This window comes from Patescibacteria group bacterium (assembly GCA_041674405.1).
In the GTDB taxonomy this organism is placed as follows: domain Bacteria; phylum Patescibacteriota; class UBA1384; order XYA2-FULL-43-10; family XYA2-FULL-43-10; genus JBAYVT01.
Window position 1 is genome coordinate 1 of record JBAYVT010000006.1, and the last position, 19,052, is coordinate 19,052.

At 44.9% G+C, this 19,052-nt stretch carries 6 protein-coding genes and 1 tRNA gene; 6 read left to right on the plus strand and 1 reads right to left on the minus strand.

What is annotated here, in order from left to right; all coding sequences use genetic code 11:
- Both WC080_04385 and WC080_04390 read left to right on the plus strand, forming a co-directional pair.
- Nucleotides 1-1,544, plus strand: a 1,544-nt coding sequence (locus tag WC080_04385; protein ID MFA7244493.1) for an ABC transporter permease, incomplete at its 5' end; no start/stop codon positions are given.
- A gap of 164 nt (nucleotides 1,545-1,708) precedes the next feature.
- Complete coding sequence (locus WC080_04390) at nucleotides 1,709-5,314, plus strand: hypothetical protein (GenBank protein MFA7244494.1); 3,606 nt, start codon at nucleotides 1,709-1,711, stop codon at nucleotides 5,312-5,314.
- Between the two features lie 27 nt (nucleotides 5,315-5,341).
- Here the strand turns inward: WC080_04390 and WC080_04395 are convergent, their stop codons facing one another.
- Nucleotides 5,342-5,659, minus strand: coding sequence for a nucleotide pyrophosphohydrolase (locus tag WC080_04395; protein ID MFA7244495.1), 318 nt, complete (start codon nucleotides 5,657-5,659; stop codon nucleotides 5,342-5,344).
- Nucleotides 5,660-6,146: 487 nt separating this feature from the next.
- On the opposite strand from WC080_04395, the gene WC080_04400 reads away from it, so the two are divergent.
- The 4 genes from WC080_04400 (at nucleotide 6,147) to WC080_04415 (ending at nucleotide 19,045) form a co-directional block, all read left to right on the plus strand.
- Nucleotides 6,147-6,220 (plus strand) — tRNA-Gln (locus tag WC080_04400).
- Nucleotides 6,221-6,461: 241 nt separating this feature from the next.
- Complete coding sequence (locus WC080_04405) at nucleotides 6,462-7,064, plus strand: hypothetical protein (GenBank protein MFA7244496.1); 603 nt, start codon at nucleotides 6,462-6,464, stop codon at nucleotides 7,062-7,064.
- Between the two features lie 9 nt (nucleotides 7,065-7,073).
- Nucleotides 7,074-18,287 (plus strand): LamG-like jellyroll fold domain-containing protein, encoded by an 11,214-nt coding sequence (locus tag WC080_04410; GenBank protein ID MFA7244497.1) that lies wholly within the window; start codon nucleotides 7,074-7,076, stop codon nucleotides 18,285-18,287.
- A gap of 2 nt (nucleotides 18,288-18,289) precedes the next feature.
- Nucleotides 18,290-19,045 (plus strand): ABC transporter ATP-binding protein, encoded by a 756-nt coding sequence (locus tag WC080_04415; protein ID MFA7244498.1) that lies wholly within the window; start codon nucleotides 18,290-18,292, stop codon nucleotides 19,043-19,045.
- The last annotated feature ends 7 nt before the right edge of the window (nucleotides 19,046-19,052 follow it).

Below are 19,052 nucleotides of genomic sequence, written 5' to 3' on the forward strand. Positions count from 1 at the left end.
AAGATCGCGCTCGCCATAAACCTTCGCAGCTTTCCGGTGGGCAGCAACAAAGGGTTGCCATAGCCAGGGCGCTGATTACGAATCCGGATATTCTTTTGGTTGACGAACCGACAGGCAACTTGGATGTGCCGACAGGCAAGGAAATCATGAGTATCTTGAAGGAGATAAATGAGAAATGGCGAACGACCATAGTGATGGTTACCCATAATCCGGATTTTGTGAATGAAGGGAACAAAGTCCTTTACATGGAAGACGGGAAAATTATCAAAGAGGTGCACAATCAGAAAGTTGCAGAAATTGCCAATCCGGAAGAGCCGCGAAGCAAAAATGTGAGAATTCATGCCGGGCATTTAGGAATATCTGAGATCTTGCGCCTTTCTGGAATCCATTTTTTAAGCAAAGGGCTTAGGGCTTTTTTGACTACTTTGGGCGTTGCCATGGGTGTCGGCTCGATCGTTGCCCTAGTTTCTTTGGGAATCGGTTTGCAGAAAATTACGTCAAATCAGCTAGCTTCGCTCGATATGTTAGTTTCGATTGGCGTAAGCCCAGTCAAAGATTCTAGTATCAAGCTTGATGATGAATCTCTGGGTAAAATCGCGGCAATAAAAAACATCAGCATTGTAAGCCCTGAAATCGCAATGCCTGCCAAAATTACAATCGGATCTTCAACTTCTGAAATTGTGATAAACGGATTGAAGCCAGACACTTTGGATTTCGAGAATGTGAGCCTGATTTCTGGATCAAAGTATTCTGATTCGGCCGGTTTAATAATTTCCAAATCTACTGCCAAACTCTTTGGTGGCGATCCTCAAACATTCATTGGAAAAGATGCCAAAATTTCACTAATTGTCATAGGAGATGACCCCAGCGATTTAACAGGAGCCAAGATTGTCGAGATGAATGAAAAGATTGTTGGAGTATCAGCTGACGAATCTGCGGCGGCGGCCTATATTTCACTTGCCCGCCTAATGAATGCGACAACCCAACCAAGCTACAATTCACTAAAGGTGAAGGTTGACGATCGGACCAATGTGGAACAGGTAAAAAGCTCAATTGAAAAGCTAGGATTTTCAACCAGCTCCGTTGTTGACCTTGTCGACCGCGTTGACAAAGTGTTTTTGATAACGCAAATTGCCCTTGGCATCATTGGCGGAGTTGCTCTCATAATCGCGCTGATCGGAATAATAAATATTATGACAGTCGCTTTGCTTGAGCGGACGCATGAAGTGGGAATTTTGAAGGCAATAGGCGCAAGCAATCTGGATATCAGGCGAATATTTGAATATGAAGTCCTGATGTACGGACTTGTCGGCGCAATCTTCGGCGTATTCGGCGCATGGGGGCTTGGAGAGCTAATTAACAATGCCATCGGATATCTGATGAAGGTCTCCGAAATTCCGGGCAGCATACGGCTTTTTGATACCCCATTTTCATTTGCTGCTGAGATGGTTGTTTTGACAATTCTTGCTTCACTTCTCGGTGGCTGGTATCCATCAAAAAAAGCTTCGCGCCTTTCGCCTGCGGAAGCTTTGAGATATGAATAAGACAAAATCAAAGTAAAAAATAGGATTAATTCGTTAACTTGTCAACTGAGATCTTGAAATATTCATTATCAACCTGATTCAAAGCTAACAACGTTTGGAAAGTTCAAAACATGCAAATTCGAAGCTTTCATAGAAAATCGCTTTTTAATTGCCGTACCGGGCGAATGTATTTGATATTAACGATTGCTATTATTGCACTGGCAACGGTTTTCTTATCGTTTTCTAAAACCAGGGCCAATCCTGGTACATGCTATTGGGTCGGAGATACCAGCCCTGCAAATTGGAACGATCCTTCCCACTGGTCAAATTCATCCGGTGGAGCTGGCAATACATGCGAAGGCGGCGTAAACATTCCCCAATCTGGTACAGCGGTTGTTTTTAATTCGGCAAACAACAATTCCGTTAACGTGGATACAGACGTGAATATCGCTTCAATCAGCATAGCTACCGGCGGTTACTCGGGTACGTTTGATGCAACGACGCATAACATCTATACGTCCGGCAATATCACTTTTAGCAGTGGTACTCTGCATATGGGTTCAGGAACATGGACTATTGCTGGTGGGGTGACCTTAACAAACATCAGCACTTTCGATGCCGGCTCGTCAACTCTAATTATGACCGGGACAACTAAAAATTTAATTGGGGCGGCGCAAACTTTGCATGATTTAAGTATTTCCGGAACAGTCAATGTGGCTACCTCCAATGTCTCGGTTGGGGGAATTTTATCGGTTGAAGATGGAAAAACCCTTACCATCAATTCAAACAAATTTTTAATAATGAATTCTGGGGCGGTGACAAATTTAAACAATACCGGAACAATTACAGGATCGTCAGGCTATTTAGCCCTCAATGATTCAGCCGGGGAGAATTTAAGTGCTGGTGGAACATTATCATCCAAAGTTAGGTTTGATGCCACCAGTGGGGATGTAAAGGTTCGCGCAAGAACATATGGAGCACAAGCCGAGTTTTATTCAAATTCTGCTTTATCCGCCAGGACAATTACGCTCGGCACATCCGCGTCTCAAACACTGGATTTTAGCTCAAATTTTTATGTCCTTGCAGCGAATACACAGAATATTGCTGTGTCTGCGGCTATTTATAATCCCTCTATCAATATTACTGGCAATATTGATTTTACCGGAACAGGAGCTGGCTCCGAATCGTTATCAATGGGATCGAGTGTTTGGACCTTGTCTGGCAATATTGATATGCAGGATGGCTCGGTAATAGGCGGCACATCGACACTGGTTTTTGCCGGTTCTGCTGCGGCGCAAATTTTCACGCCAAATGCTCAGACCTTTCATAACATCATAGTCAAAAACACTAATGCTGCGGGGACAATATTGAATGGTAATGGTACTCAGGGGTATAAGTCGGGAAATTTGGTAGTTTCGGGCAATCTATATCTTTCAGCAGATGGAGCATCCGATGTCCTTTTAGATGGAAATACTCACCATTGCGGCGTAACCGTTGAAGGAAGTTTAGATTTTGTTGGCGAGGGAGATGGGCAGGAGTCGATCTTGTTGGGTAATAATACTTGGATTGTTGATGGCAATGTTGATTTTACTGGCGGAACGATTAATGCAGGTAACTCCACTTTGGAATTAGCCGGAATTGATGAACAAAATTTAACACTTGCTGGGCAAACGCTAAATGACTTAAGAGTGTCTAACGAGTCTGGAAATAGCATAAATTTTATCGGTGATGTCACGGCTGTCAGCTTTGCCATAGCCTGCCCAGATACCAAAGTGGTTTTAGATGCTGGCGGAACATATAGTTTTACCAATATCAATATTGATGGCAGATCTTTAGAAACGCCCGTGAAACTAGTTAGCTCGCTTTCCGGTTCTTCTTGGAATTTTGATGTGTCAGGTATCCCTCTTGTTTCACACGTTGAGGTTTCAGACTCCAATGCCTCGGGTGGTAACAAAATTAGCGCGATCAACAGTATTGATTCAGGGCATAATTCAAATTGGGAGTTTTTAGAAGATGCGGTTGGTTTTTCTCCTGACCAGAATACCTGGCGATTTTCTTCGCCGCAGGATTATGTAATCTCCGATGCTTCTAAGATACAATTTTCAAACAGTTCAGCCAAAATAATCCCTACAGGATTTGAAACCGCATGGGGAAAGGTGTGGCACGATACCCATTTTGCCCCAAATCCCGGTGAGTCCGGCGCTGAGTCGATAATCGCCGATAGTTCTGGAAACTTCTATGTTAGCGGATATACCAGGAATGGGGCTGGCGGCAGTGATACAGGCTTTATTGTCAAACTAGACCAAGATTTAAATGAAATCTGGTATAAAAACGATTATTTCACTGATTCTTTGAAAAGCGAAGTGTATCGTATGGCTATCGCTTCGGATGGTAATATTCTTGCCCATGGCGGCTATCAAGATAGCTCTGGAAATTGCCATTCGGTTCTTATGAAATTATCTCCTTCTGATGGAAGCGTCGTCTGGTCTTCCACAATCGACCAGCCAGCAGGAGTGGTGCGATTGTCTGGTTGGGATCGTGCCGGGGGGCCGGTCATAGACAAAGAGGGCAACATTTACATTGCAGTAGCTAATCATTTAGGTGACACCCAAAATGATGCCGAACCATCAGGAATTTATAAATTTGATTCAAACGGAAACCTAATTTGGAGCCGTTCAGACTCACTTGCTTCGCGTAAGACTGGTTGGAATTGGGAAGACATGTGGGGGATGGCAATAGACAGCGAAGGTTCAGTCTATATCAGTTATAGTTGTGGCGGACCATGGCCAAGCAGCCTCTATTGGGGACTATTAAAATATGACACGGATGGCAATTACCAATGGATGAATATAAAACTTTGGTCTGGAGAAAATGAGTTCCAAGCCGCCAGGGGAATTTCAATTGACCCTGCGACTGATATCATATATCAAAATGGGAATGCCGGAGGTAGTAGCAGCTCGGGTTGTGGTTTTAGAAAAATTGATAAATATGGCAATGTATTGTTTGAGGAAATAATGCATGATATTGCGTTCGGGGGGGATACGTATTGCTGGGGGTCGATTATTGACCAGTTCGGCAACTGGAATGCAGCAGGGCAAGACGGCACAGCTGCGACTGCGACATCCTTTATTAAAAAGTATCGAGGTTTAGACGCAACGAAAATCAATGTAATCACAAATGATTTTTTGCCTCGACTTAGTCACGGGTTATACGCTAGCCGCATTACACTTGACCAATGGGGAAATGTATACGCGGCTTCATATTTTCCCGACTCGAATTACAATTCAAAATATTCGATTGCGATAACGAAAGGGGTAAATACATATCCAAACACACAACCGGACTCTGGTATTCCCCTTACTCTGGTGAACAGAATCCCGATCGAATATTCATCATTGTCCGGTTTCTCTGTTGGTTATGGACCTATGGATCAGGCAGATGTAAAATTTCAGATTTCTAATAACGGAATAGATTGGTATTTCTGGAGTGGATCAGGTTGGGAGAAAACCGATGGATATGTATCAAATACAGAAAGTGATATCAATGCGAATATTTCAAAATTTTCCGATGAACTTGGTCCCGGACAATTCTATTTCAAGGCTTTTTTGCTCACGGATGGCACAAAAGAAGTTGATTTGAAGAATGTCACAATCCAGGCAGTGTCAATTTCAGTACTGCCGCAAACAGGCAAGAATGATGATTTTAACTTAAGATTGCTGAACTTGGCAATAATGTTTTTGCCAATCACAATATTTTTTGCGGTTTTAGAAAAAAGAATTAGCACTCGTTGACTCAAAAATAGAGCACGTTATTCGATTCTAGCTTTTAGTTGACTTTCCGTATCTTCCTTTGTCGCGTTTGGCGACTTTATTGAGCGATCTGCGAGCCGCTTTATCTAGGTCAACGCCGGTACTATTGCCGAGGCAGATCAAAGTGTAAATTACATCGCCAATTTCGTCTTCCAGATCCTGCTCAAGTTCGGAAGCTTTTTTCGGTTTCTCCCCATAGAGGTGATTTAATATTCGTGCCAATTCGCCGGTTTCTTCAATTAAGCGAGTGAACTGGGCGAGCGGGTGCCAGTAATCCCAGCCTTCTTTTTTAAAATATCCGTCGAGCTCTTTTTGAAACTTATTCATAAATTAATAATATCATTATTTGTCAACTAGGTTGATTTTTTTGCCGCAACTGGGCAATATAAAATTGCAACACGCCTGAAACTGAACACCGGGAGGGGAATTAGATGCTACCAGGTCCGGAGATCATGGCTGACGAGGGTACTCGCAACGGGTGCGCCATCATGGCCGGAATCGTGATCGCCTTGCTGGGTATCGGATGGTTGGTGCAGGCGCTGGTTCTGCATGTGAATCCATAGGGGGTGGAACAATGGGCAGCCTTTGGCGGGAGTGGCGTGATGGTTGGCGTGAAAACCGCGGCGGCTGCCTTCTGGGGATTTTCTTCTTCGTTTGGGTGTCGGCGGCAATCGTAGGTTTTTTCTGGTGTGCCTCACACCCATCGCCACCGCACACACCGGGAATGTAGCAGGGGGACGAACGGGTGGGACGGGCGCATGCGCCCGTCCCTACTGGATTTATTAAGCTTAAAATGGTAATCTTAAGTGCGTATTCCGAGATCGTCTAATGGCAGGACGGCGGATTCTGGCTCCGCTAATCTAGGTTCGACCCCTAGTCTCGGAACCAAAAAAGTGGTTGTCTTTATGATGATCGCTTTTTTGGTTATAACTGGTCGAACCTGGGAAGGGGTCGGGAAACAGGAGTTTCCCGCGAGAGGAAAATAACAAAAACCGAGGGTTTTTGTAAGCAAAGACCCGAAGGGTCCCCATAGGGGCGTGTTCGACCCCAAGGCTTAAAACCAAAAAAGAGCTTGTTTTTGGCAGGTTCTTTTTTGTTGTATTAAAATGTATTTCGTCTTATAATTGTAGTGACAATTAAACCAAGTCGTCTAGGAGGGAGAATAGAGAAGCAACTAGGCACAAGAAAAGTCCAGCTCTGGGCTGTTATTTCAGTGCTATTGATAGCAGGATTTTTTGTCGTGGTTTGGAAATATTTCGATGTTGATAATGCTAAAAACACAAGGAACAACTACGATCAAGCATTTCAAGATTTATTCAACAAAAATTACGATGAGGTAATACAAAATTTGACAGATGTCGAGAAGCTTCCAGAATTACAAAAAGAGCAAGCTTACACGGCATTGGGGCAAGCTTACTTTGCAAAAGCCAATTATGATAAGGCATTGGAAAATTATCAAAAAGCAGCAAGTTTGGCTGCAAGCGATAAAAAGAAATCGTATTATAATAATCTTATGGGAAATTGTTTGAGAGAGAACAAAGACAAAGACGGGGCAGTTGCTAAATATAAGCTGTCGGTCCAGCTTGATCCTAAAAATGAATTAGCTTGGGTTAATCTGATCAACTTATATAAGCTAGATGGGGATATCGCAAATGCAAAAAATGCGGTAAAAGATGCCCTTGTTGCCATGCCGGGCAACGAAACGATCAAGGCAATCGAACAAACTCTTTAGCGAGGGGAAATGGGAGATTTTTTAAGAAAATTTAGCGCACTTACCAAGCTCAGGAGACAGAGAAAAGAGCGCAGTTTTGACATGGAAAAGTTGTCTTACGATCAAGCCAGGGAAAAATTCTCCAAAATATTTGAAGGCAAAATAACCGAGATCAAATCAGAAGCAGAAGCTATTCCGCAGAAATATTCGGAGATTAAATCTGATGCTCATGCTAAACATGGAAGAGAGCTTCGACGAATAGAGCGGCAGAAGGCCAGGGAATTAAAAAAACTTTCAAACGAAGAAAGATACGTCAGGTCTCGAATCAAGTACATCGAAGCCGGCGGAACAAAAACGACATTTTCTGTATTCAAGTCTCTTGATTCAAACTTGAAGCACCGGTTTTCTTGGTATGAAAAATGGAGTTTAAATCCGCTTTCTGCCAAGGTAAATTTATCGGCTGCAGGGATTTATATATTTGCCTTTTTGTTTGTAGTTTCCTTTTTTGCCCAGATACCAAAAGTCTCGGATGCAAGCGGGACATATGCTTGGAAATCTACCAAGGTCGCCCAGATAGATGCCAAAAGCAGCCAAGACGTGCCGAACCTTGACAATTCATCGGAACCGCAAAAATCGATCAGTGTAGATAATGTCACGGTAAATTTTTCCGATCAAAATAAAACAGCCTCGACAGAAATTGCGGCGACCATCGGCGGCAACAATGAGACTAATGCGGTGAAATTTACCCTGCTGCAATCAAGCGGAGAAAAAAGTGAGTCAGTTTCTAAAAACAGAAGCATTTGGCAGAAAATTGCTGGTATTTTTCAGGCCGAAGCTGAAGATTCCAACGAAGCTAATCCTGGAACAGGCGAGATAAAAGAAGCTACTGGTATCGAGGTAATATCAAGCGATGAGAAAAATAGCGTCACTTATAAGGTGAACGACAATCTGGATTTGGCGTATGAGGTTACGAAGGATGCTGGATCTGCAAAAATTAAAGAAACAGCAATCATAAAGGATGCAATTGCACTATCGAATGACAAATTATTGTTTGATGTGAATCTTTCTGGGCTCTCTGCGGTAGCACATGATGATGGATCGTATGATCTGGTTTCTGGGGATGGAGAATTAGTGATGCAAATTGCAGCTCCGACAATTTTTGATGCTGAACAAAATAGCGGAATGGTAAATTTGGCGATCGACGAAACTGATGGCTCGGCCACATATTCTATTGATCCGGAATTTGTTAAAACAGCCAAGTATCCACTTTATCTAGATCCGACGGTTACAATTACCACATCCACAACCACAAACCCAAATTCTTATTCCAAGGATCACACCCTGTTTGAGGCGACCAATGGTTCGATGGTAAATATCTATTCCGATGGGTCAAGCCTGTATTATACGATTTCGTCGGATCATGGCAATACTTGGGGGGCTGGTACAAAAATTCTGGATACGGCTACCGCCGATGATACTGGTTTTTCCGGTTGGATGACTGCCGACAATAAGATTCATCTGGTTTACTCAAATAACGGAACGAATTCCTATATTTTTTATCGCGCCCTGACATTTGATACTGGAACCAATGCCATAACTTCGACAGGTACTGAATACACCGTCGAATCTGCCGGTACCAGCCAGGCTTTTCCTTCGGTTACTGTGAGTACTGCCGCCACAATTTATGTTGCTTACAGATACTATGACGGGGCGAATTATACGATTAAAGTAAAACCCTCGACAGCCACGGACGGTTCAACATGGGATACTGCAGCTACAATATCATCTGGAACAAATGCTTCTGCCGCAACATATCCAGAGCTCACACTCTGGGGGGACAATCCAGCAGTGGTCTATAATTTTGCAAACGGAAGCTTCCGCTGGAATTATTATAATGGATCGGCTTGGCAGGCAGCTGGCTGGACGAATGAAAATATCTCAAATGAAGTTGATGCTGATACGGGATTAGAATTTTCCTTAAGCCAGGCAACAAGTGATCACTTTCTACACCTTGCCTGGCGGGGATCAAGTACAAATGGCATCTTGTATCGCAAGCTTGCTAGCGCATCAGATACATCAAAATGGGATTCGGCATCGCAGGCCGTTACATCTTCTCATGATGATCGTTATCCGAATCTGGGTTTGGGTTTGAATGACGCGCTATATCTATACTATAGCGAATACGTTGGAGCCAATTCATACAATGTTAAATATGTAGAAAAAGTTGGAAACACCGCCTTTGGGTCAACTAAGGTTTCTGTCACGACTGACAATGCCAATAATCTGATTCCAAAAGCAGCAATGAAGGGTACAAGCGTCCAAATTGCTGCGTATCCAGCGAGTGCTTATGATTTGAGTTTTAGTGGAAGCAGCCAGTATGTCAATATCGGCTCTGGATATGATAATTTTACATCCGGTCTAACATTTAGCATCTGGGCTTATCCAACAAATACGAACGGCTGGGGTAGATATTTTGATCTTGCCAATGGCTCTGCAAATAATAATATCATGTTCGCGCGTAACGGAACGACTACAAACTTAACTTATGATATTTACAATGGCGCAACAAGTGGAGGAAGTGTTACAGCAAATGGGGTGATCGAGCTAAATAAATGGCAACACTTTGTCGTTACCGAAACTGCGAGCGGAGTCGTAACGATCTACAAAAACGGATCAGTCGTCGGTGGATCTGCGAGTTTTATTCTTCCCAATAATATTACTAGGACATCGAATTATATTGCCAAGAGCAACTGGCCAGATCCTTACTACGCTGGGCAAATTGATGAACCACAGATTTACAATAGAGCACTTACTTCAGATGAGGTTACTGCTCTCTATAACGGCGGGTCAATTTCACAGCTATATTTTTCCTCAGGCTTAGTTGCCGGCTGGCATCTCGAAGAAAACTCTGGAACCTCAATTGCAGATTATTCAGGAAATGGTTATACAGGAGCATTACAGGGTCCACCCACATGGGTGTCTCAGGGTTCCGGTGGCGTCTATACGGTTCCTGCAATTAGTATTTCTTCTTATTCCCCGGTAGTTTTTGTTTCCGGTACCGGCCCATCTTATGATATTAATTATGCTCCAACGGTGAAGGTTTGGAGCGCGGCTGCAGATGGAAACTGGGAAACGGATGCTAATTGGACGCCAAGCGGCGCTCCGGCTGCAGGCGACATAGTATTATTTGACGGGACATCAACCAAGAATTGTACTGTTACGACTTATACCGGTAGTGCTGGAGGGATGGGTATTGCTGACGGCATAGGAAGCGTTTCCTTGAATCCCGGTTATACTGGGACGATTACATTCCAAAAAAAGCCTTCGCAAAATGCTGACCCGTACAAAATTAATATTGCGGGAGATTTTGCCATTAATGCAGGAACCGTACTATCGCAAGGAGATACCTCTGTTGCTCACGGTGGGGTGACTGATGGGCGTGGTAATGAATACGGTTCTTTGAACCTGATTATTGGTTCGTCTGGAACCTTAAGCGCAGACAGTCTCGGGTTTCCAGCGTTCTCAGGGCCTGGGTATGGTGGTACGGGTACTTATGGAGGCCAAGGTTACTATAGTTCAGCAAACACATATGGTGATTTTTCAAATCCAGTAAGTTTGGGAAGTGGGAGTGCTAATGGTATAAGTGGCGGCGTATCTGGAGGCGGAGCAATGCTTATAAGCGTTACAGATACCGCAGACATATCGGGCACAATGTCAGCAAATGGCCAAACTTCAGGCGCTTACGCTGGAGCAGGCGGATCTGGAGGCTCTGTCAACGTGTCTGCCAAGACAATATCAAATAGCAGCGGAGGTGGTGTTATCTCCACAGAAGGTGGAGATGCCACATACACCTCTGCCGGTGGCAGTCCTGGCGGCGGCGGACGAATTAGCCTTCAAGCAACAACAATCAGCTATAACGGAACTCTAACAGCCGCAGGTGGAGTTTGGAACGCCAGCCGTTATGCTTCTGCCGGTACTATATTTAAAAAGGCCGGAGGCCAGAGCTACGGAGATCTTATTATTGACAATGGCACCAATGCTCCAGACTGGCGCATCTTCGGTGCTGCTCATTTAAAGGGCATAAACGATACGGGATCATATCAATTCGACAATCTGATAATCCAAAATTATGGAAAACTCGCTATAGATACCGGTCAAACTTTTGATCTTACAGGCGGCGTAACAGGTGGGGACAAAAATGCCGGTGTTATAAACGCAGGTACAATCACAACTCCTTCGACTTGGACACTGAATTATTTTTTTGCTGACAAAAATGGTACGATTACAAACCTAGCAAACAAAGATATCATTGTCTCCTCAACCGGCCGCCTAACTCATTACGCAAACGCCAATCTTGAAACTTATAAATTAAATTGGCAAATAAATAACTTTACCGTTCAATCAGGCGGGGAAGTAATTACCTCAGGTGTCGGTTATGCGGCTGGACAAGGAACTGGTTATACAAGTGGTGCAGGTTCGAGTTATGGGGGGGATGGATACGCCGCAAGCACCACCAAAGCCTACGGAGATTATTCGAACCCAATCAATCTCGGAAGCGGCGGGTCGTATGCCGGTGGCGGCGGGGCAATTATCTTGAATGTTACAAATACACTAGACATTTCGGGGACAGGTATTATTTTGGCAGATGGCCTGAGTCATGGGTCAATGAATAATAGCGCCGGCTCTGGCGGTTCAGTTAATCTGACCGCATCTTCTATCACCAACTCCGGTGGTGGGGGCTCAATCACAGCTAATGGTGGAAATTGTACTTTTTCCGGCGGCGGTTTCCAGCCGGGCGGCGGCGGCGGACGAATAAAACTCGAGGCGACTACGATTAGCTATAACGGAACAATTACTGCGGTCGGAGGATATAACGGCAACATGTATGCCTCTGGGGGCACAATTTACAAAAAGGCCGGTGGCCAGAGTTACGGTGATCTGATTATCAATAATGGAACAAATACGCCTTTAGTGAGAAACCAGTTAAGTGCCCATCTTAAAACTTCGACCGATAATGGCACTTATCAATTTGATTCGATAACATTTTCCGGTTATGGCAGGTTGGTTGTCGACGCAAACCAAACCCTAAAACTCGACTCTGGCACGATAAGCGGTAACAAAACATCGGGAATTGTAAATGCTGGTACTATTAATGTGCCGGATAGTTGGAGCTTGAACCATTATTATTCTGACAAAGGTGGCACGATTACGAATTCGTCAAGTAAAAGTTTGACAATTACCTCAACAGGCCTTATGACCCACTATCCGAATACGACTGATGAAACATATAAATTGAACTTAAATCTTTCAGGCCTGACCGTCCAATCAACTGGCGAGATCAATGTTGGTGAGATGGGCAATCAAACCGGGTATGGAAGTGGTTATGCAGCTGGAGTCGGTGCATCTCACGGCGGTGTCGGCGGAAGCTCAACTGCAGCTAAAACTTATGGTGATTATACCAATCCGATCAATATTGGAAGCGGTGGTAGCGGTAATGGCGGTGGCGGTAATGGCGGTGGCGCAGCAATTATCAATGTAACCAATTCGCTTGATATTAGCGGAACAATTTCGGCTTCTGGCGGTACATACCCGGGAGCCTGTTATGACTATGGATCAAGCGGTGGAAGTATTAATCTAACGGCCGGACAAATTACGGGCAGCGGCTATCTGTATGCACTTGGCGGAACCGTCAATTTTGGCTGTGCTGCACGTGACGGCGGCGGCGGCGGACGAATTAAAGCAGAAGCGACATCGATAGCGGGGACTTTGCATTATTCCGCGGCAGGCGCGCCAGGGGCTGGCACCCGCGGTGGATCTGCTGGTACGATTTACAAAAAAATAACCGGGGAATCAACCGGCGATCTTATTATCGATAATTCAACTACAAGCGCTACTGCATATACTCCCCTAACGATGCCTGTTTCTCTGAAAGTTTTAACGCTGCAAAGCAATGGCAGGCTTGAGGCAAATCCGAATGCTGACTCGGGCCAAAATGCCTTTTCAATCTCAGGGGATTTGACCATTGCTTCTGGAACTACAATGAGTGTGAAAGGAGATGCTGACGGGACCCCTGCTGCAGGTTCTTGGCCGGCACTAACGGTCGGAGGTAGCGCGAGCATTGCTGGCACGCTGACAGCAACTGGCAATGGTTTCATTCACGATACCGGTCCCGAAAGTGGTAAAGGGTTAGTTGCTGGTGGAAATGGTTCCGGTGGCGGTTATGGCGGCGCGGGGGGAAATTCGGCCGGCGGCGCCGTTGGGGGCCAAACTTACGGAGATCAGAGGAACAACAATTATCTTGGCTCCGGCGGTGGAAATACGAATGGCGGATCCGGCGGCGGAATGGTCAAGCTTTCTGTGGCTGGTAACTTGGCGCTTTCGACGACAGGTATTATTTCTTCGGATGGCAATGCTGGTGGCGCAAATGGCGGTGGTGGTTCCGGCGGATCAGTCCAGATTGTTACCGGCGGTACTTTGTCCGGATCCGGAAGTGCTAAGATCACCACAAATGGGGGAGCTGGCGGTAGTGCTGGTGGCGGCGGTGGCGGCGGACGCGTTACCATTTATACGGCAAGTGATTCCTATACAGGTGCGCTGACGGCAAATGGAGGCACCAAGGGCACAGGAGCCCAGGATGGTTCTGCTGGTACCATACTGAATCAACATTCACCGACGGCACCAACAATTACTTCGCCAACCGATGCGGCAACCGGTCAAGTGCAAAGGATAGCTTTTCACTTTAATTCGACAGATATCGATACTGACTGGATTCAATACAAATTACAATTAGCTACAGATTCCGGTATTACGCAAAACGTCTCAACTTTCGACGAAACGGTTTCACAATCTCCGTCTGATGGCGGCCGATCTGCAGCTTTTTCAAATCAGAATATGACAACCGGAAAGGCGGCTGGGACCGATGGCTATGAATCGGGACGCGATGCAATTTTGACGCTAACTTCGGATTTAACTCAAGGTGCGACTTACTATTATCGCGTGTATGCCTATGACCCGGAGGGTGTTGATTCGTTTGATGGTACGCAGCACTGGTCTATCGCTTCGAGCGTACAATCATTCACGGTTGCGGCTATCGACCGCATCGCTTTTTCAACTGCACAGCAGGAAATCGTGGTGACTTTCTGTTCGGCAGAGATGACGATAAACTTGAGAAATTCAGCGAATACCAACATGAATTTGACTGCTGATGACGGCTCAAAGACAATTCATTTGGCATCAACCTCATCAGGTGGAAAATTTTATTCCGACGGCAATTGCCAATCGGAGCTTTCCGGCGCAAATGTCACAATTGCCCCGGGAAATTCAGCCTCAACCTTCTATTACAAAGACACGGTTCCGTCCGCGGTAGGAGGATATTGGAATATCACTGCGGCCGAGTCTCCATCAGCCGGCTGGACGGATGGATCGCAAAATATTCGGATCAAAGCAGGTGATTTTGGTTCTTTCGAGATTACTGGCGCACCAGCCACCATTGTTGCTGGCCAAGCCTTCTCGTCACCGGCAAACGATATTACCGTGACGGTGAAAGATGTATTTGGCAATGTAAAGAACGACTGGATCGGGGAAATTTGGTTCTATTCTTCCGATTCCCAGGCAACCTTTCCTTACAATGATTCGAGCAAATATACTTTCACATCGGGAGAGGGATTAGATAACGGCACCCACACCTTCGCGGGGACAGGATTTACTTACAAAACGAAGGGCAACCAATCTCTTGTAGTTCACAACTCGGAAGGCAGCGAACATGATGCCGTGACAAATGTGGCAGTCACGCCGGCTGCAACGGATCATTTTGGCCTTGCCAGTTATCCGAAGACCACGCAAGGATATTTTGCCATGGCCTCATTTGCCTGGAATACGCCGGGTTACTCGAATGCTCCGTATACGCCAGCAGTGACTGTTTATGACCAATTCAACAACGTCAAAGACAATTTCACCGGCAGTGTCTGGTTTGAATTATACAAATCGTCCGACACACCGGGAAATCCAGGTGACTCAACTGCCAGCTATTCTTTTGACAATGATTATACCAATCCTTATACCTTTACTTCCGGCACAGGGAATGACAACGGCGCGCACGCATTTGCCGGTAGTGGGTTTATAGTGAATTCTGCCGGATCAGATTTGCGATTCAGGGTTAAAACCACAGACAATGGCAATAAATACTCTGATTTCACAATTTCGGTAAAACCGCAGGCGATCGATCACTTTGGCATCACCGCCTCCCCGACGCTTTCCAGAGGTGGCACAGACTGGGAGAAAGCAGTGGACTCGACCTTTACTGAAGATGTGACGGTCACTGCTTATGATGCGTTTGGCAATGTAAAAACCGATTATGGATATGATGAAAATACCAAGGCGGGAATGATTTATTTTTATTCATCCGACACATATGCAGTGTTGCCATATTACAAAACCGTTTCAACCGATTCCACGCATTGTTACAATTTTCCGGCCGATAATACCGGTACTTACACATTTACCCCAGAGAATACGCCGACAAATTACTTCATGTTTCGTACTGGAGGATACCAAACAATTTCAGCATCAGAATGTATCGATCCAACCTCCGATTATGCAACCAATGTGAATACCAATCGTTATGATCCAAGGCTTGAGGGGACAAACCCATTAAAACTTGCTGCTTCGATTGGTTCTCTTCCTGCCGCGAATGCTACGCCTAACAAAGTATTTGTGTCACAGCATGTGCCAGGGTCAAATCATACAGCAACAGCCCACACAAATGATGCCAACGATCTTATTTCGGCAGCACCTGGCCACCAACAGGCAACTATCTCCTGGTACAATCCATTCGACGTGCCGTCTGATTCCAATGTTCATCCTCAGGTTTATGTTTATCGTTGTACTCTTACCGATTGTAATGATCCGGAAAATTTCCAAAAAATTATAACCAATCCTTCCGAAGTTGCCGCAACTCCATCGACTTGGGGTTCATATACCGATACCGGCCTTACAAACGGCCAGGATTACTATTATCGCCTAAGCTATGCCTACGAAAAACAAGATAGCACCTACCTCGAGAGTGGATTTTCTAATATTGTTACCGTTCAGCCGGCGGATATCGCGCCGAGAAATATTACAGCAGAACAGCTGGATGTAAGCGACCCGACCAATCCTGGAAAAATTAAAATCAATTATGATTTAAGGTGGGCTTCGACCATTTCGATTGCATATTTCGATCCTGACTTAAATTCGTGGCACAACGCATCATCTTCGGCGCAGTCTGGCGATGTCGGGGCGGGGATAACCGGGGATGAGAATCTGATCAGCCATATTGCCTATCTGGATCCGAACGTCGATTTTGATGGCAAATATCTCGAAGATTCATTTAAGATCAGGGTCAAAGCGCAGGTTAACGGGAATAACGCTTATTCTGATTCAGCGACGATGGATTTGGATTCAAAGAATCCGGTCTCGACTTTGGTAGTCGACGCAACGGCGGGGAGTACTGCCAATTTGGCTATTACCGGCACAGACGATACGGGACCGCTCAAAATGATGGTTTCGACGCATGCGGATTACAATGGGGCAAGCTGGGAATCGTTTGCAACTTCAAAATCTAATCTGGATATCACAGGTGCCACTAATGTGTATCTTAAAGTCCGCGACAACTTCAACAACATTACCGAAGTTATCACCCCATTAACCTCTGCGCCAACCAATATTCAAATCAAGGATGCGTCCGATATTACATCGGGTGATTATCGCTTGGCGATTATTTGGCATTCGGTTCCCGGCGCTGCCCATTACAATATTCTACGCACGACCGACGGCTCAACATATAACAAGATTTCTGAAGCAACTGAAAACGGATATCTGAATATGAACTTAAGCCAGGGAACGACTTATGGGTATAAGGTTACAGCTCAGGATTCTTCCGGCAATATTTCCTTGCCGGCCGGGCCGGTTTCATCCGAGCCTGGAAGTGCGCCGGATGTGACATCGCCGCCACAAGTAGAAATTTTCGGCTGGAAGCAGGATGTTGGAGTTCGCGTAAGAGTCACCTGGCATACCGATCAAAGCTCTGATTCATTTGTAGCGTATTCAACCGATCCATTGTCTTCCGGCACAGCTTTAACCACCACCAATGGCACAACCGATTCAGTAAAAGTTGTCGGTTCTCCTGATCTTAAAACAGATCATGAGATAATGCTCTACAACCTCAATCCTTCAACAAAATATTACTTCAAGGTGCTTTCCAAAAACCAAATTCAGATTACGGGAGCATCGGATGTCTACGATTTCACAACTCCAGAGCGCATTCTTCTCACAATTTCAGGCCTTAAGATATTGGATATTACAAATACCCAAGCCTTGGTATCCTGGACAACCTCCAAGCTGTCCACGACAAAATTGGAGTATGGAAAGAGCGTAAACTATGAAAGTAATATTCTCGATGAGACAATGAACACAGATCACAAGTTCCAGCTGACCAATTTAACTGCCGGTGAGTATCATTTACGTGTAAATGCGACTGATTCGGATGGGAATGTAACAATTTCTGATGATTACACCTTCACAATTCCGGAAACCCCGGTAATTTCGGGTCTTTCAATTTCAGAGGTTGGCGACAACGGCGCTACAATATCTTGGACTACCAATGTCCCCTGCGATTCGAACGTTGATTTTGTTGCCAGCGATAAGGTGGGAGGATCGCAAGGCGATGGCACCAGGCTAACCACACACAAGGTAAAATTGATCGGGTTGGATTCAAAGACAACTTATTCAATCAAAGCAAGATCGACCGACCAATATGGTAATGTGGCACTATCCGGCGAACAATCATTCACGACAACTGCAGACACACAAGCACCACAAATTTTGAACCAAAAATCGGAAGTTTCTTCGACTGGGGCAGGAGATTCTATTAAATATCAATTGATAGTCTCCTGGGAAACCGATGAACCCGCTACTTCCAAGATAGAGTATGCCGCAGGTATGGGTGAAAATTATGATTCTGCCTCGCGCGAGGATCTATCACTTAATATGACGCACGTAGTCATAATCTCTGATCTTAAGCCAAATTCGCTGTATCATTTCCGTATCAAGAGCATGGATAAAGCCGGAAATACTGCATATTCCGATGACTACACCATTACTACGCCACCAAAAGAAAAAAATATCCTGACAATTATTATCAATGCCGTAATTGGGCCGATTAATGATATTTATTCAGGGCTGATGCAAAAATTTAGATTGAGGTAAAAATGTCGAAAACAAAGGTAATTGAAGTGGAAAATATCACGAAATCATATGGTGTTGCTGATAATGTTTTTTCTGTTTTAAACGGGATTAGCTGTAGCATAGACTCGGGCGAATTCGTGATATTTTTTGGTCCCTCTGGTTGTGGCAAATCGACGCTTCTCAACGTGATTTGCGGGCTTGAGACGGTTGACTCGGGAAAAGTTAGTATTCGCGGAGAAGATATTTCAAAATTTTCGCAAAAGGAAATCGCTTTTTACCGACGAACAAAGATTGGAATTATTTTCCAGCAGTTCAACCTTTTAAAAAATCTTTCAAACAAAGGTAATGTGGCGCTTCCGCTGGTGGCGAACGGAGAACCCCTAAAGCGCGCAGAACATCGTGCCGAGCAACTTCTTACAATGTTCGGGCTACAGAAACACATAAACAAACAACCAACAGAGCTTTCTGGCGGACAGCAACAGAGAGTGGCGATGGCGAGGGCACTTGCACCGAATCCCTGGATATTGGTTGCTGATGAGCCGACAGGAAATCTGGATTCAAAATCGGCCGATGAGGTCATCGAAATTTTTAATATACTAAACCGGAAGTCAAAGAGAACGGTAATTATGGTTACGCACAATCCGGATTATCTAAAATATGCTGATCGTGTCCTTCATCTTAAAGATGGTAAAATTGTTAAAGAAGAAAAAAATAAAAATACAGCAGCGGTTAAAAATATTGAAGGGTTTGATCTTAAAGAGCATGCGTTTTCCAACTAAGGGTTTG

What these genes read in the sequence shown, in the direction of transcription:
- WC080_04390 (MFA7244494.1), top strand. Translation starts at nt 1,709, where the DNA reads ATGTATTTGATATTAACGATTGCTATTATTGCACTGGCAACGGTTTTC.
- WC080_04395 (MFA7244495.1), bottom strand. Translation starts at nt 5,659, where the DNA reads ATGAATAAGTTTCAAAAAGAGCTCGACGGATATTTTAAAAAAGAAGGC.
- WC080_04410 (MFA7244497.1), top strand. Translation starts at nt 7,074, where the DNA reads ATGGGAGATTTTTTAAGAAAATTTAGCGCACTTACCAAGCTCAGGAGA.
- WC080_04415 (MFA7244498.1), top strand. Translation starts at nt 18,290, where the DNA reads ATGTCGAAAACAAAGGTAATTGAAGTGGAAAATATCACGAAATCATAT.